The sequence below is a fragment of the Superficieibacter sp. 1612_C1 genome (genome assembly GCF_015234305.1).
Classification (GTDB): Bacteria; Pseudomonadota; Gammaproteobacteria; order Enterobacterales; family Enterobacteriaceae; genus Superficieibacter.
Map to the genome: position 1 here is coordinate 192936 of NZ_JADGMI010000003.1, position 16146 is coordinate 209081.

At 55.0% G+C, this 16146-nt stretch carries 14 protein-coding genes; 9 read left to right on the top strand and 5 right to left on the bottom strand.

Features of this window, described 5'->3' with window-relative positions:
• The first annotated feature begins 159 nt into the window (after positions 1-159).
• The 7 genes from INT84_RS12065 to INT84_RS12095 all read left to right on the top strand — a co-directional run bounded on the left by INT84_RS12065 (position 160) and on the right by INT84_RS12095 (position 7522).
• Complete coding sequence (locus tag INT84_RS12065) at positions 160-1476, top strand: lactate racemase domain-containing protein (protein ID WP_194206983.1); 1317 nt, start codon at positions 160-162, stop codon at positions 1474-1476.
• 51 nt (positions 1477-1527) lie between these two features.
• Complete coding sequence (locus tag INT84_RS12070) at positions 1528-2820, top strand: MFS transporter (protein WP_194206984.1); 1293 nt, start codon at positions 1528-1530, stop codon at positions 2818-2820.
• Positions 2821-2841: 21 nt separating this feature from the next.
• Positions 2842-4104: a LarC family nickel insertion protein gene (locus INT84_RS12075; protein ID WP_194206985.1), complete on the top strand. Its 1263-nt coding sequence runs from the start codon at positions 2842-2844 to the stop codon at positions 4102-4104.
• A gap of 9 nt (positions 4105-4113) precedes the next feature.
• A complete protein-coding gene (locus INT84_RS12080) occupies positions 4114-4950 on the top strand; it encodes an adenine nucleotide alpha hydrolase (protein WP_194206986.1) in 837 nt (278 codons plus the stop codon).
• Entirely contained in the window at positions 4947-5606 is a 660-nt protein-coding gene (gene larB / locus INT84_RS12085) for a nickel pincer cofactor biosynthesis protein LarB (RefSeq protein WP_194206987.1), read from the top strand. The genes INT84_RS12080 and larB overlap by 4 nt, the downstream gene beginning before the upstream one ends.
• Positions 5603-6625, top strand: a complete 1023-nt coding sequence (locus tag INT84_RS12090) for a HoxN/HupN/NixA family nickel/cobalt transporter (RefSeq protein WP_370529675.1) — start codon at positions 5603-5605, stop codon at positions 6623-6625. Before larB ends, INT84_RS12090 begins: the two co-directional genes overlap by 4 nt.
• 141 nt (positions 6626-6766) lie before the next feature.
• Positions 6767-7522 (top strand): IclR family transcriptional regulator, encoded by a 756-nt coding sequence (locus INT84_RS12095; RefSeq protein WP_194206989.1) that lies wholly within the window; start codon positions 6767-6769, stop codon positions 7520-7522.
• A 33-nt stretch (positions 7523-7555) separates the two neighbouring features.
• Here the strand turns inward: INT84_RS12095 and INT84_RS12100 are convergent, their stop codons facing one another.
• Complete coding sequence (locus INT84_RS12100; RefSeq protein ID WP_194206990.1) at positions 7556-8329, bottom strand: siderophore-interacting protein; 774 nt, start codon at positions 8327-8329, stop codon at positions 7556-7558.
• A 216-nt stretch (positions 8330-8545) separates the two neighbouring features.
• On the opposite strand from INT84_RS12100, the gene INT84_RS12105 reads away from it, so the two are divergent.
• Positions 8546-9067: a PadR family transcriptional regulator gene (locus INT84_RS12105; protein ID WP_194206991.1), complete on the top strand. Its 522-nt coding sequence runs from the start codon at positions 8546-8548 to the stop codon at positions 9065-9067.
• On the opposite strand, the gene INT84_RS12110 is transcribed toward INT84_RS12105, so the two are convergent.
• A complete protein-coding gene (locus tag INT84_RS12110; RefSeq protein WP_194206992.1) occupies positions 9064-10584 on the bottom strand; it encodes a PAS domain-containing methyl-accepting chemotaxis protein in 1521 nt (506 codons plus the stop codon). The two genes, INT84_RS12105 and INT84_RS12110, sit on opposite strands and share 4 nt — an antisense overlap.
• A gap of 419 nt (positions 10585-11003) precedes the next feature.
• Here INT84_RS12110 and ygjG point away from each other — a divergent pair, with 419 nt between their 5' ends.
• On the top strand, positions 11004-12395 hold the full coding sequence (ygjG, locus tag INT84_RS12115; protein ID WP_194206993.1) for a putrescine aminotransferase: 1392 nt from the start codon (positions 11004-11006) through the stop codon (positions 12393-12395).
• Between the two features lie 203 nt (positions 12396-12598).
• Here the strand turns inward: ygjG and INT84_RS12120 are convergent, their stop codons facing one another.
• Genes INT84_RS12120 through INT84_RS12130 form a run of 3 tightly spaced genes read right to left on the bottom strand, consistent with a single transcriptional unit; the run spans position 12599 to position 16136 of the window.
• On the bottom strand, positions 12599-13510 hold the full coding sequence (locus tag INT84_RS12120) for a DUF1861 family protein (protein WP_194206994.1): 912 nt from the start codon (positions 13508-13510) through the stop codon (positions 12599-12601).
• Positions 13511-14569 (bottom strand): glycoside hydrolase family 130 protein, encoded by a 1059-nt coding sequence (locus tag INT84_RS12125; protein ID WP_194206995.1) that lies wholly within the window; start codon positions 14567-14569, stop codon positions 13511-13513. It lies immediately after the preceding gene.
• Entirely contained in the window at positions 14550-16136 is a 1587-nt protein-coding gene (locus INT84_RS12130) for an alpha-amylase family glycosyl hydrolase (RefSeq protein ID WP_194206996.1), read from the bottom strand. The genes INT84_RS12125 and INT84_RS12130 overlap by 20 nt, the downstream gene beginning before the upstream one ends.
• Positions 16137-16146 lie beyond the last annotated feature (10 nt).

A 16146-nucleotide genomic window follows, 5' to 3' on the forward strand; every position in this document is an offset into this window, starting at 1 on the left:
ATCGGTAACGTATAAATACAATGAGGAGGTCTTTTGTATGGCCGCCTCATTTTACCCTAAGAATAAGCTGCATATTTTATTGACGTTCACTGTGATCAGATCGAGTGAATGCCGATCAGCGTTCATTTTATACATTTCCAGTTTACAAGGACTACGACTATGTCATTCGTCAAAAAATTATTACAGGATGTGCCATTACCGGATATGGTGAAAATAAAACAGCATTTTCCCTCCCCGGAAGAAATAACGGATATTCCGCTGACGATTCACCAGCAGTTTAGCCATCCGGATATTCGTAAAACCATTAAACCCGGTATGACCATCGCCGTGGGCGTGGGAAGTCGCGGCGTGGATAAAATCGCTGAAATTGCCCGGGCGGTCGTTGCAGAACTGAAAGCATTAGGCGCGCATCCTTTTGCGGTTCCGGCGATGGGCAGTCACGGCGGCGCTACCGCGGCGGGTCAGCTGCACGTACTGGAAAATCTCGGCATTACGGAAGCCACGCTGGGCTGTGAAATTCGCTCCTCCATGGAAACGGTGAAAGTTGGCGAGATAGAAAATGGACTGGACGTCCTGATGGATAAAAATGCCATGCAGGCCGACGGTATTATCGCCATCAACCGTATCAAAGCGCATAACGCTTTCACTGCGCCAATGGAAAGCGGCATTCTGAAAATGATCACCATCGGCTTTGGTAAGCAGGAAGGGGCGGACGCCTGCCATACGTATGGTTTCGGCAATATGGCGAAAAATATCCTTGATATGGCGCGCGTTAAAATTGCCAATACGCCCTTTTTATTTGGCGTGGGCACCATTGAAAACGCCTACGACAAAGTGGTTAAAATCGAAGCTATTCCGGCAGACCGCCTGGAAGAGCGTGAAAAAGCGCTGCTGGCCGAATCCAAAAGCTACTTCCCACGCATTATGTTCGAAAATGTGGACGTGGTAATTATCGACCTGATGGGCAAAATCTACTCCGGCGGCGGCATGGACGGTCACGTCATGGGGCGCGCACCGACACCTTACGTGGAGCCAATCGCCTCCATCCGTCCGGATCGTATTGCGGTCCTTGACCTGCATGAGCAGAGTGGCGGCAATGCCACCGGCATGGGTTGGGCCGATTATTGTACCCAGCGTCTGTTTGATAAAGTCGATTTGCAGGAAACCTATCCGAACGTTATTACCTCACGTTTAGCCCGTGACGGCTTTGTGCCCGTGATCCTCTCTTCCGATAAAGAAGCGATTCAGGCCGCGCTGAAAACCTGCATTATTCTGGATGGCCGTACTGAAATCCGCATGGTCCGTATCGCCAATACGTTACATATCGACGATATGTATATTTCGGCCAACATGCTCGACGACGCCATGAAAAATGAAAATATAGAAATTATTTCTGGCCCGGCGCAGTTCCAGTTTGATGAACAGGACAACCTCGTCGATCTGGGAAATATTTCAGGAAAAGATAAGCATCATTAATTATTAAAAAACCCCTTTTGACGGGAAATTATTTATACGACAGGAGTCATTATGTCAATATCCACAGCTCTACCTGCTATTGTCAGTAAAACGAAGTGGCGGCTTATTCCTTTTATGCTGATGCTGTATATTCTGGCATTTTTAGATCGTTCCAATATCGGTTTTGCGAAAGAAACCTATCAGGTTGATATCGGCCTGAGTAATGAAGCCTATGCGCTGGGTGCAGGGCTTTTCTTTGTGGTCTACGCCTTCCTCGGTGCACCCGCTAACCTCTGCTTACGTAAGTTTGGTGCCCGCCGCTGGATCGGCATGACCACCCTGGTCTGGGGCGCATTGTCCGTGGCGATGGGTTTCGCCGATAGCGAGGCGAAGTTCCTGACGGTACGCGTTCTGTTAGGGATTGCCGAAGCGGGCTTCTTCCCGGGCATGATCTACCTCACCTCCCAGTGGTTCCCACAGGCGAACCGTGCGAGCGTGATGGGCCTGTTTTATATGGGTGCTCCGCTGGCAATGGCCTTTGGCTCTCCGCTTTCCGGCGCGCTGCTGGAGCTTCACGGCTGGCTGGGCCATCCGGGCTGGTTCTGGATGTTCGTTATTGAAGGTATCCTGGCGGTAGCCGCAGGCGCGTGGACGTTCTCCTATCTGGACGATACCCCGGCCCATGCCCGCTTCCTGGATGCTAAAGAGCGCGAAACGTTGCAACAGCAGCTGGCAAAAGAGGAAAGCAGCAAATCCAGCGCCACCATTGGTGAGGCACTGAAAAACCCGCGCGTCTGGCACCTGGCCGTGATTTACGGCACCATCCAGTGCGGCGTATATGGCCTGATTTTCTTCCTGCCAACCCAGGTTGCGTCAATTATGGGCAGCTCGGTGAATTTCATGACATCCGTCATTACCGCGGTTCCCTGGCTGTGTGCATTATTCGGCACGTTCTTTATTCCGCGCTATTCAGACAAAATTCAGGAACGTCGTAAAATCGCAGCAATTACCTTCTGCATCGGTGGTCTGGCATTAATGGCTTCTGCTTTTGTAAGCCCTTACGCCGCTATTATTGCGCTGTGCCTGGCAGCAACGGCGTTCTTCGCCTGCCAGCCGGTATTCTGGGCGATCCCGACCAGCCTGCTTTCCGGTAGTGCACTGGCAGTAAGTATCGGTTTTATTAATATGTTTGGCGCATTTTTCAGCTTTGCCGCACCGCTTATTCGCGTACACGCTGAAACGATCTTTGCTTCTCCGGCGGCAGGTTTAGTCTCTATCGGCTCTATTGTCGTGCTGGGCGCGCTGGCAATTATTGCGCTGGGTAAACAGGGTTCCGCTCAATTGAGCACGCAGACAAATAAATAAGATTTTCAGGAGTATTAATTCGTGAGCAGCACCAGGATGCATATTCACCTTGATGTTATTGGCGGGATTGCCGGCGATATGTTTGCCGCCGCAATGCTGGATGCGTTCCCCGACCTCCGCTTACCGCTTGAGGAGATGCTGTCCGGCTTAACGCTTGCGCTTAACGCGAGCTTCCTACTGGAAGACGCGATGGACAAAGGGTTAACCGGCAAGCGTTTTCAGGTCGTTATGGGTAATAGCGTGGTGAGCGATAAAACGCATCTGGTCTTTACCCCCGCCAGACGGCCATCGGGTGTGCTGGCTCCTGCTGCTCACGATCATCACCACTATCGCTGGCAGGATGTGATGCAGCGCCTCGACAGGGCTGCACTGCCGGACGATATCGCCCGCTGTGCCAGGGAGATTTATACCCTGCTGGCTCAGGCCGAGTGTGCCGTTCACAACACCAGCCTTGAGCAATTACATCTGCATGAAGTGGGCGCAGCCGATGCGTTAATTGACATCGTCAGCGCCGCTTTTCTTATTCATCACAGTCAGGCCACTAGCTGGTCTGTCTCTTCCCTGCCGTGGGGCGGCGGAATGACCCGCTGCGCGCACGGCAAAATTCCTGTCCCTGCGCCAGCCACGCTTAACCTGCTCGACGGCTTTTCATGGTTTGACGACGGCCAGCCCGGCGAGCGGATCACGCCTACCGGTGCCGCCATCCTCGCGTGGCTTAAGCCGCGTTTCGCGCCAGTTCACGGCAGCAGTAGCGCTACCGGCTATGGCTTCGGCAACCGCCAGTTTGCCCAGTGTGCCAACGTCCTGCGCGTCTGCGCGTTTACCCAGTGCGACGCTACCCTGCAACAGGAGAGCATTATCGCAGTGCAGTGCGACATTGACGATATGACGCCGGAACTACTGGCTATCGCCATCGATCAGTTACGTCAACATGAGGCGGTTATCGACCTGACCACCTACGCCGGGCAAGGCAAAAAACAGCGCTGGGTCACTCATCTGGAGATCCTCTGCCGGGCACCGCAGCTGGATGACGTGTGCCAGGCCATTTTTAACCAGACCTCGACGCTGGGCGTGCGTTTTCATCCCGTTACCCGCTACACCCTGCCGCGTCGTCATGACGTGATTACCCACGAACAGCAAGAATGGCCGGTGAAATACGCACGTCGTCCTAATGGCGAAGAGAGCTGTAAAGTCGAGGCTGACAGCCTGTGCCTCTCTTCGCAGAGCCATCATCAGCGCCAGGGCATTAAAGCCACAATAGAAAATCATCTCGTCAGCAAATAAGGTCATAACGTGAATACAGATCGGGAAATTCTCCATAAAATTTCGCTATTAGAAGCGTGTCTGCGCGCAACCGAACGCTGTACGATAGCCGTCAGCGGCGGTATCGACAGTATGCTGCTGTCATGGATAGCCAGTCGCTGCCTGGGCGATAACGCGCTGATTGTTCACGCTACGTCACCCGCCGTATCGCAAAAAGACGGTAGCCGGGTCCGCGATTATGCCGCGCGCTGGCAATGGAATTATCAGGAGATCGTCTCCGATCAAATCCACCAGGAAATGTATCAAAGTAACCCGTTAAACCGCTGCTATTACTGCAAAAGCGGCCTTTACTGCCAGTTGGGAAAATTCAACCACGGCCACGTCATGACCGGCACCAACATGAACGATCTCGGTGATTTCCGTCCGGGGCTGATTGCCGCTCAGGAGCAGGGCGTGCGCCACCCTTACGTTGAATGCCAGATAGATAAAGCCACGATCCGTCAAATTGCCGCCCATTTTCGGCTTGTCGATCTCCAGGATCTCCCGGCGTCTCCCTGCCTGTCGAGCCGGATTGAAACCGGGATCCGCATCAACACCGCTCAGCTCTCTCTGATTGACCGCGCGGAAAGCTACCTGCGCCAGCATTTTCCTGAGCAAACCGTCCGCCTGCGTATTCGTAAAGACGGGCTGGTGGTCGAACTCGCTGGACCGACGCTCGACGGGCTGGATGCGAAAAATAAAGCGGACCATATTACCTGCGTCGAATCGATGGCGCGCGAAAGCGGCATTGATGCGCCGGTGCGTTTTGCCCCCTATACGCAGGGCAGCGCGTTTATCGGGGATAAGAGTGTGCGGGCGGGGCAATGACAGACATTATTATGGATTTCCAGCGCACGGCGCGCTGCGGCATCAGCGAAGCGGTGCTGTGCGAATATAAAGACAGCGATCAAATCGCCACTATTCTGGCGATGGCCCGCCAGCGGCAGCAGCGACTACTGTTGACCCGCCTGTCGCCTGAAAAGTATCAGCAACTCGATGAGCAGGATCAATACCAGTTGCACTGGTTTCCCACGGCGCAGTGCGCCATTCTCGGTGAAAATCCGCCGCTCACCGCTGAGGCCGTCATCGGCGTGATCTCCGGCGGCGCATCCGATCGCCGGGTCTGTGAAGAGATCCAGCTCACGCTGAATTTCCATGGCATCGCCTGCCAGCTACATCAGGATCTGGGCGTTGCCGGATTATGGCGTTTACAGCAACATCTGGCGCAGTTGCAGCGGTACAACATTATTATCGCCGTGGCGGGGATGGAAGCTGCGCTGCCGACCGTGGTGGCCGGGCTGGTTCGCGCCCCGGTGATCGCCGTTCCCACCTCCGTGGGCTACGGTATTTCCGCTGGCGGACAGGTGGCGCTGAACGCCTGTCTGGCAAGCTGCGCGGGTGGGGTGATGACCATGAACATTGATAACGGCTACGGTGCCGCCACGGCAGCCATCCGTATTTATCACCAGTTTGCGACGACCTGAGGAGCAATCCCATGAAACTTCATCCTCGGGCTATTATGCTCATCGCCGTGCTGGTCCTGGCTAACCTGTTTTCCTGGATCTGGGCCTTTTATCTGTTCCACGATAACACCACGTTAATGGCATCCGCGTTGCTGGCGTGGAGCTACGGCCTGCGTCATGCGGTGGATGCCGATCATATCGCGGCTATTGATAACGTAACGCGTAAGATGCTCCAGCAGAAAAAATATACGCCGGGCGTCGGCGCATGGTTCTCGCTCGGGCATTCCAGCATCGTGGTTCTCGCCACCGTGGCGATTGCCGTCACTGCCACCGCCTTTCAACGGCAGATGGGCTGGCTGCATGATTATGGCGGCATTATCGGTACGCTGGTTTCCGCTACCTTCCTGATCGTCCTGGCGCTGGTTAACCTGATGATCCTGCGCAGCGTCTGGCAGTGCTTCAAGAAGGTGAAACAGGGGCAAACGCTGGCCTCAACGGAGCTGAACCTCGCCTCCGGTGGCCTGATGAGCCGGATCATGGCCGGAAGCTTCAGGCTGGTCAATAAAAGCTGGCATATGTATTTCGTTGGCTTTTTATTTGGCCTCGGGTTTGATACCGCCACGGAAGTGGGCCTGCTGGCAATTTCCGCCACTGGCGCATCAACCGGCATGTCAATATGGGCGATTCTTGTCTTCCCGGCGCTATTTACCAGCGGCATGGCATTAATTGATACCGTTGATAATTTACTGATGATCCACGCCTACGGCTGGGCCTTTAATAAGCCGCAAAGAAAGCTCTACTATAATATGACGATTACCGGGACATCGGTCATTATTGCGCTCTTTATTGGCGGACTGGAGGCATTAGGCTTAGTGGTTGATAAATTCAATTTGCAGGGTAAATTCTGGGAATGGATTAATACAATGAATGATAGTTTAGGTGACGCGGGTTTCTGGGTCATTGGCATATTTATCGTTTGCTGGATTGTCTCCGTCCTCAACTACCGCTGGAAAAACTACGACGCCCTGCCGGTAAACTGACTATCTGCTTTAACCGACTGCGGGAAAATGTCCGCAGTCGGCCATCAATCGTATTGCAAAGGAGTTTAAAGCCAGTATAACTATGCTCATCAATTGGAGTATAATATTGCGTATTCTTCTGGCTGGCTATTGAACTTAATTATGCTATCAAATTCAACCACCTCTGTTCCCGCACTCGATAAGACCATCAGGATCTGCAACTATCTTTTTGCTTCGCCGGGTGCGACCTTCAGCCAGATCCAGCAGGACCTCTCCTTACCTAAAAGCAGCACCTCTTCTCTGCTTAACGCCCTCACCGTTCATCACATTTTGCGTCAGGAAAAAGGCCGTTTTTATCTGGGTCTTAAACTGTATGAGTGGGGTAATAAGTCGCTTGAGCAGTTCGATATTCGTAATATTGCGCTGCCGGTTCTGGAAAGAGTGCGTAATCAAACCGACCTCACCTGCCATTTAGGCGTGCTGGACGATCTCTCTCCCATCTATATTCTGAAACTGGAAAGTAACCATCCGATTGGTATTCGCACCTGGGAAGGGAAAAAATTACCGCTTCACAGCTCTGGCGTCGGTAAAGCATTGTGTGCGTGGTTACCGGAAGAGAAAATTGATGTGCTGCTGCCGGATGAAAACCTGCCCCGCTACACCGACACCACCATCACCAAAAAAAGTGATTTGATGGCGGAGTTTGCCAGCATCAGAAACCGGGGCTGGGCTTATGATAACGAAGAAGATTGTCCTGGGGTGTTCTGCATCGCCGCGCCGGTGTTCGATCACAAACATAATGTTATTGCGGCGATCAGCGCGTGCGGCGTGCAGCTTCAGCTTCCCGAAGAGAAGATCGCTGAAATCTCCCGGTTGATTATGAACGCCTGCCGCGATCTCTCCGCCAAAATGCTGTGATCCTGCCGTGGTCAGCCCTGCGGGGCTGACACGCTATTCCCCTTTTTTATGCCAGTAGGCTACGCTGCGTATCCGTTGCGGGTCAGGATCCTGAGCATCAAATACCGTCGACAGCTTTTTCACCGTCTCGCCTTCGCCGGTCAGCCAGATAAAGTAATCGTCACGCGGAACCGTGAACTGCGCCAGACGCGCCGCAAGGGCTTGCTCATCGTGACCGATAATCCACTCGATGTTGAAATCGGCGAGATGCGCCAGATACTCTTTCAGCGCCGCATCGTTCACGCTGACGATCGCTTCAACGTGCGGACGCCGGGTCAGACGCTGTAACCCCTCCAGCCGACGACGCAGGGCTGGCATACCGGACTCATCGCAGACGTAGAGCTGCCAGGCATAATCCTCCGGCACAACCAGCGATCCGCGCGGCCCGCCAATCGTTAGCGTATCTCCGACGCGGGCATTAGCCGCCCAGCTGCTCGCCACGCCGCCCGCGTGGATGAAGAAATCCAGCGCCAGCTCATGACGCTCAGCATCGTAGAGCGGCGTGTAATCACGCGCGGCAGGACGCACGCCATCGGCCCAGATAATGCCTTCATCCGTTACTGTGGGAGGGAGCAGACGCGTCCCCTCCGCCGGGAAGAAAATTTTAGTGTGGTCATCAAACCCTTGTGAAGAGAAACCGTCCAGCGCTTCGCCGCCCAGCACGATGCGCTGAAAGCCTGTGCTGATGCGTTCGACGCGCAGCACGTCAAGTTCGCGAAAACGCAGTTCATTGCGCACGCGTCGGGGATAAGGAGATTTTTCGCTCATAATTTAACCCTTTGTGAATTTCCGATATATCTAATCTTATTTTTAAATGATAATGATTGTTAGTTAGCAAAAAATCAAGCGTTTTTTGATATACAAAGGCAGCGTTTCTGATCCTTTTAAAAAGCCATTAAAATTATTACGATGGGTTATTTTAGTCTTGCATTGAAACCCATATTAGATATAAATTAGATATATCAAAATACGTAAGGAGTTTTTATGCGACACGTTGCTCAGGATGGCGAACAGCATCCTCACGCGCGCGGCGGCGGACGCCGCCAGCGCTTCTTTGGTCACGGTGAACTACGGCTGGTGATCCTCGACAGGCTGCGGCGTAACGCCAGCCACGGTTATGAGATCATCAAAGAGATTGAAAATCTGACGCTGGGTAATTATGTCCCAAGTCCGGGAGTGATTTACCCGACGCTCGACCTGTTACAGGATCAGCAGTTGATTACCATCACCGACGAAGACGGCGGACGTAAAAAAATCGCTATTACCATGATGGGCCAGCAGTGGCTGGAGAGGAATCGCGAGCAGCTGGCTCAGATCCATGAGCGGATCAAAGCGCGCTGCGTCGGCTATGAGTTGCGCAAAAATCCGCAGATGAAACGTGCGATAGATAACTTTAAGGCCGTGCTGGACTTAAAAGTGAATCAGGGAGAGCTCAACGCCGCGCAGCTTAAGCACATCATCGGCATTATTGACCGCGCGGCGCTGGAGATCTCCCAGCTGGATTAATGCAGGACGGTGACCGCATCTTCCAGACGGCTGGCGCGATGCCTTACCATTGCCGAAACGGCGGCATTTTCTTCGACCAGCCCGGCGTTTTTCTGGGTAATAGCGTCCAGCTCCGCCACGGCGCGGGTAAGATCGGCCAGCCCCGTTGCCTGTTCGGCGGTCGAACTGCTGATTTCGCCGAGCAGTCGGGTAACGTTTTGCACCTGTGACACAATGTCTTCCATAGTCTGTCCGGCGGCATGGACCTGATCGGAACCGGATTGCACTTTGCTGGCGCTGGCATCAATCAGCTTGCGGATATCGTTGGCGGCGTTGGCACTCCGGCTTGCCAGATGGCGCACTTCGCCCGCCACCACCGCGAAACCTTTGCCCTGTTCGCCTGCGCGCGCCGCTTCGACGGCGGCATTCAACGCCAGAATATTGGTCTGAAAGGCAATGTCGTTAATCAGAGTGGTGATGGAACCAATGCGCTGAGTGCTACTGGCGATCTCATCCATGGTTTTCACCACCGTTTCCATCGCCTTACCGCCGTCGGTCGCGGCACTGCTGGCAGCACTGGAGAGTTTATCAGCGGCAGCGGCTGTCGCGGAGTTCTGTTGCACTGACGCGGCCATCTGGCTCATGGTCGCCGCCGTCTGCTGGACGTTCACCACCGTTTGCCGGGTGCGCTCGTTCAGTTCATCATTACCTTTTGCCATTATGACGCTGTCATTGCGCACGCTGGCCACCTGGCTGGCGACATCGTTCATCAGCCAGCGGCTCATCAGTCCCAGCTGTCCGACGGCACGCAGGGTCAATCCTAACTCATCGCTGCGATGAAACGGCTCAACGCTGCTTTTTTCACCGGTTGCCACGCTCAGCGCCTCGCGTGCAACCTTTTCCACTGGCCGGATAATCTGCCATTCAAAGCAGGCGCAGCCCAGTATGACCAGCAAAGCACTGTAGAAAACTGACCACGGTGGCGCACCGCTGGCAATCAACGCGCCCGCGAGCGCCAGAAAAAGGACCGTCATCACGCTACGCGCACGCCAGCGCAGCGGCAGGGCATTCAGCCGCCCGGTGATGCCTTTATTGATAACCCTTCCCTTATAGATCCGCTTATTGCATCGTCCGCTTTTCAGCGCCTGATACAGCGGCGTTACGGCAGCCACCTCATCCGCCTGAGCTTTTGTACGAATCGACATGTAACCGGTAATTTTACCGTCGCGCACCATCGGTGCCACGTTAGCCCGCACCCAATAGTGGTCGCCATTTTTGCAGCGGTTTTTGACGATGCCGGTCCACGGCTCGCCCTGCTGTAGCGTGTACCACATATCAGCAAATGCCGCTTTGGGCATATCCGGGTGACGCACCAGATTATGCGGTTGCCCCGTCAGTTCCTGAAGTGAAAACCCACTGACCTGAACAAAAGTATCATTGGCGTGAGTGATAATACTGCGCAGATCGGTGGTGGACATTAATGTCGTGTTGTCGTCCAGAAGATGCTCACGTTGGGTAACAACAGAAGAGGTAGACATAGCTGCATCCTTTGCATGTAATTGGATGTTAATTTTTTGGTGTAATGTTATTTCGGCGATAATTTTTTTATCTTTAGTTGTTAAATTTGATTTAGATCGCAATTTGCGATTAAACCTCATTATTTGCAGGATTATTTAATTCATTGATTTTTAATATTTTCATATTGAAATAGTTCAAGTCTATGCTCATTGCTGGTGCAGCCTGCGCCTCATTCTGGCGCAACCGCCTGATTCCCTTACCCTCTTCCTTTTTACTTTCAGACGGAACCTTTGCCTGAAGATAAGCGGTACGATTAAATATCGTACTATTCTGCTTTTGCCTGGTGTTTATCCTGATTTCTGCTAAGCCCGCCGAAATGGCGCAATCCCTGCAATACTTAAATCAGTATCATGTGATACGCGCGCCCCCGGAGCTTATTTTGAACAGACTACCTTCCAGCGCATCGGCGTTAGCCTGCACCGCGCACGCACTGAATCTCATTGAAAAGCGCACGCTTGATCATGAGGAGATGAAAGCACTTAACCGAGAGGTGATTGACTACTTCAAAGAGCATGTAAATCCAGGTTTTTTAGAGTACCGAAAATCTGTTACCGCTGGCGGGGATTACGGAGCCGTAGAGTGGCAAGCGGGAAGTCTGAATACGCTTGTCGACACCCAGGGGCAGGAGTTTGTCGATTGCCTCGGTGGTTTTGGCATTTTTAACGTGGGGCACCGTAATCCTGTTGTGGTTTCCGCCGTACAGAATCAGCTCGCTAAACAACCTCTTCATAGCCAGGAACTGCTCGACCCCTTACGGGCAATGCTGGCAAAAACGCTGGCGGCCCTCGCGCCCGGCAAACTGAAATACAGCTTCTTCAGCAATAGCGGCACCGAATCTATCGAGGCGGCGCTGAAACTCGCCAAAGCGTACCAGTCACCGCGCGGCAAATTCACCTTTATCGCCGCCAGCGGCGCGTTCCACGGTAAATCGCTGGGCGCACTGTCGGCCACGGCAAAATCCACCTTCCGCAAACCCTTTATGCCGTTGCTGCCGGGTTTCCGTCACGTTCCCTTTGGGGATATTGACGCTATGCGCCTGATGCTGAGCGAATGCCAGAAAACCGGCGACGACGTGGCGGCGGTGATCCTGGAACCCATTCAGGGTGAAGGCGGGGTGATCCTGCCGCCGCCGGGCTATTTGCCTGCCGTGCGTAAGCTGTGCGATGAGTTTGGCGCGCTGCTGATTCTGGATGAAGTGCAGACCGGCATGGGCCGTACCGGAAAGATGTTCGCCTGTGAGCATGAGAACGTCCAGCCGGATATTTTATGTCTGGCAAAAGCGCTCGGCGGCGGCGTGATGCCGATTGGTGCGACTATTGCCACTGAAGAAGTGTTTTCGGTGCTGTTTGATAATCCGTTCCTGCACACCACCACCTTTGGCGGCAATCCGCTGGCCTGCGCGGCGGCGCTGGCAACCATTAACGTTCTGCTGGAGGAGAACCTGCCCGCGCAGGCCGAGCAGAAAGGCGATATGCTGCTGGACGGCTTCAAGCTTCTCGCCCGCCAGTATCCGGGGTTGATTCAGGATGCGCGCGGGAAAGGAATGTTGATGGCGCTTGAGTTTGTCGATGGCGATACGGGGTATCAGTTTGCCAGCCAGATGTTCCGCCAGCATATTCTGGTGGCCGGCACGCTGAACAACTCGAAGACCATTCGCATTGAACCGCCGCTGACGTTGACCGTTGAGCAGTGTGAGGTGGTGTTGAAGGCGGCAGGTAATGCGCTGGCCGCCCTCCAGACCACGCAGCAGGAGCCGGAAGCGGAGCAGTAAGTTTATCCCTCCGGCGGTTTCACCGGGGGGATAATTTACGTCGGTATGGCGTGGTCATGCCCGGTGGCGGCTGCGCCTTACCGGGCCTACGGTGCGGTGATATTCCCCGGTGGCGCTGCGCTTACCGGGGCTACACTGTTGCGATGCTGTTTTTGTAGGCTGGGTAAGGCGAAGCCGCCACCCGGCAGGCCATCGCTCAACGTTCAAACCTGAAAAGGAGCCGCCACGCTCCGCCACTGCACCTCGCAATCGCTGGTGCCGCAAAACAACCGTACCTCTTTTCCCGGCAAGCCATACAGCCCGCCGGAAAACACCACATCGCGTAAATCGTCGCGCTTGCTGTCACCTGGCAGGAAATCATCCCGACAGGCGATGACTTTTATCGGTGAGCTTACGCCGGACTCAGGATCAAAAATAAACGACGCCGCGTAATAGTGCCGCTGCTGTTGCGCGTCAAACCGGGCCACGTGGGCCAGCACACCGACGCGCCCGTCCGCCAGCAGATGCGCTTCATTGGCTCCGCACCAGTCGTTTTCGTCAACATGCTCCAGCAGCGTTGCGCGGGAAATCGTCTGCGCCGTTAACTCGCTCAGGCTGTCGATAATTATCCAGCCAATCGTTCCGCGCCCGCCAGCCTGCCCCTGCGGACGGGTAAATACCAGAATACGGGCATCTGCCAGTTGTACCAGGCGAATATCTTTCATTCCCCACGGACCATAGCTGAACAACCGTAGCTGGTCGGGCGACGGGCCGCGCCAGAACTGGGTACGCCAGCGCGACACACTACCATCGGCAGCAAATTCCACCTCGACGCCGCCCAGCACCAGCAGGCCATCTATCCGGCAGACAAACGGGTCCTGAAGCGGAAATATCGGGGCATCTGGCAACAACCACGCCTCATCCCCGCCCTGCCAGTGAAAAAAGCGCACCTCTGAACGCTCACTGTCGCGCTTCTCTACCCGCGCGGCAATGAGCCAGCGTTCACCGTCATAAAACGGCGCGGTCGGATTATAAACGTCAAATCCATTTACGCCATGAAAGCGTATTTTTCCCCGCGCCGAAGGCTGTCGGCACGCCAGATAGTCGCGAAACAACGCGTCAACCGGCGCGCGCATTTATGCCAGTCCCAGATGTTTCCACAGCGCATCAAGCGGCATTGTTGCCAGCGCCACTTTCTCATCCGCCGCACCGTACCAGACGTGCAGGACATCATTACGCACCAGCGCGCCGCAGGTAAATACCACGTTGCCAAAGAAGCCTTCACGCTCATACGGCGCGGTCGGCTCCAGCAGCGGCACTGGCGATTTCGCGAGAATAACTGTCGGATCGTTGAGATCCATCAGCAGTGCGCCCAGGCAGTAGCGCTGATCGGCATCTACCCCGTGATAAATCTCCAGCCAGCCGCGATCGGTTTTGATCACCGGCGCGCCGCCGCCGGATTTACGGCAGTCCCACGCGTCACCGGAGCGCCCGAGCAGATGGCGATGATTACCCCAGTGCAGCATATCCGGCGACTCACAAATCCAGATTTCCGGATGCCCAAAATGGCACGGTGCCGGGCGCGTCAGGGCCTGATATTTGCCGCCGACTTTCTCCGGGAAGAAGCAGACATCGCGGTTATCAGGACAGAGGATCAGCCCTTTTTTCTCCACCGTGACGAAGTCTTTCGTCACCGCCAGCGCGGTGGAGATGCCCAGCGAAGAGACCGCCGAGTAGTTGATGTACCACAGATCGTCGATGTGGGTAATGCGCGCATCTTCGCAGCCGAACTCTTCGTACTGCGTATCTGCGGTGATAAACGGCTGGGTGTCGATACGGAAGTTAACGCCGTCAGTGCTGCGTGCCAGGCGCAGGTGCGACATGGAGGTCAGCCAGACCTGCGCCGGGTCACTTTTCAGCACGATGACGCGCGGATCGCTAAAGTCATAGCGATCGTCACGGCGGTCAAAGGCCCGCGTCGTCACCGTCCATCCCTGCGCACCTTTCTCCAGCAGCGGCACCACGATCTGCTGCGGATCGTCGTTCACCACGCTCTCCGCTACGCGCAGTAGCAGAATAATTTCACCGTTGTACTCCGTCACGCCGGTATTAAAGGCGCATTCGACTTTCAGATAGGGCTGTGAAGGAACAACATCCGCCGGAACGATTAGAGGATTATGACTGTGCCTTTCCATGACGACTCCTTTTGATTAAAAACTGGTTTTTTGCTATCCACGTCGCATCGTCGCCGCTCAGGATGTCAGCGGCAATATCGCGCCAGGGATTAAGAACGGGTTCACCGAAATTGATCGCCACCCACACCTGTTCTTCCGCCGTCTCGCGGGAGAACCAGATGCAGGAGTGGGTCAATTCAAGCGTGCTATAGCGACCCTGACGCAGCGCATCGGTGGCGTTACGCAGGGCAATAAGCTGACGGTACTCATGCCAGAGCGAGCCGGCATCCTGCTGCTGCGCCGCCGCGTTCAGCGCCTGCGTGCGGGCATCGATGGGCATCCACGGCGCAACGTCTGAGAACCCGGCGTAAGTCCCTTCCCCCCACGGCAGCGGCGCGCGCGAACCGTCGCGCGAGTGTTCAAGGGCGACGGCCAGCGCCTCGTCCGCCGACATGCCGGCGTCGATTGCGGTCTGATAATGGGTGCGGCCCTGAATATCAAAAATGCAATCCACAGACTGCGCACGATAATCAGTCAACCCCAGCTCTTCCCCCTGAAAAATAAAGGGCACGCCGCTGGCGGTAAGCTGAAGGGCGAGTACCGCGCGGGCGCGGGCAACATCCCGGTCGTTTTCGCCAAAGCGGCTGATCATTCTCGACATGTCATGGCTGGAGAAAAACAGCGTCGGCAGGCCGGACTGCTGCTGGCGCATCGCCTCCAGTTCGCTAAACAGGCGCGCGGCGTCAAACGTTTTCTGGCTACCGAGATTAAAGTTAAACACCACATCCATCAGTTGCGGGCTTTGATAGCGCCGCAGCACGTTAAGATCCTCGCTGCCAATCTCGCCAATCAGGAAAAAATCGCCGCGCTGACGCACGTAGCGACACAGCCGCTCCAACGCGTCGATAATCCCCGGCTGGTTGATGTCATGATCGTGGCGCTGCTCGCCGTTCTCTTCAGGGTTATCCGCCAGAATGCCGTCGGTGGTCAGAAAGTTGATAACGTCAAAGCGGAAGCCATCCACCCCCTGCGCGATCCAGAAATCCACAACGTGACGAATTTCCTGCTCGACCTGCGGGTTCGCCCAGTTGAGATCCACCTGCTGCGGCGCGAATTTATGATAATAATACTGCCCGGTATCCGGTTCTGCCGTCCAGGCGCTGCCGGAAAAAAACGACTGCCAGTTATTCGGCTGGTCGGTAAAAATAAAGTAGTCGCGATAGCGGCTGGCGGGGTTATTCCACGCGTCTTTAAACCACGGATGCTCAGACGAGACATGGTTGACCACCAGATCGATAATCACCCGAATGCCGCGCGCGTGGCAGCCCGCCACCACGCGGCGGAAAGCGCCCATGTCGCCAAAGCGCGGATCTACCGCGCAGTAATCACTAATGTCGTAGCCGTTATCCACTAGCGGCGACGGGTAGAACGGCGTGATCCAGATGGCCCCCACGCCCAGTTCCGCCAGATAATCCAGCCGGGTCAGCAGCCCCGGAAAATCGCCGAGGCCGTCGTGGTTGCCGTCGCAAAAGGACGGCAGATAAATTTGATAGCAGACGCACTCCTGCCACCAGGGAGTAGTGTTCACGTCAACCTCC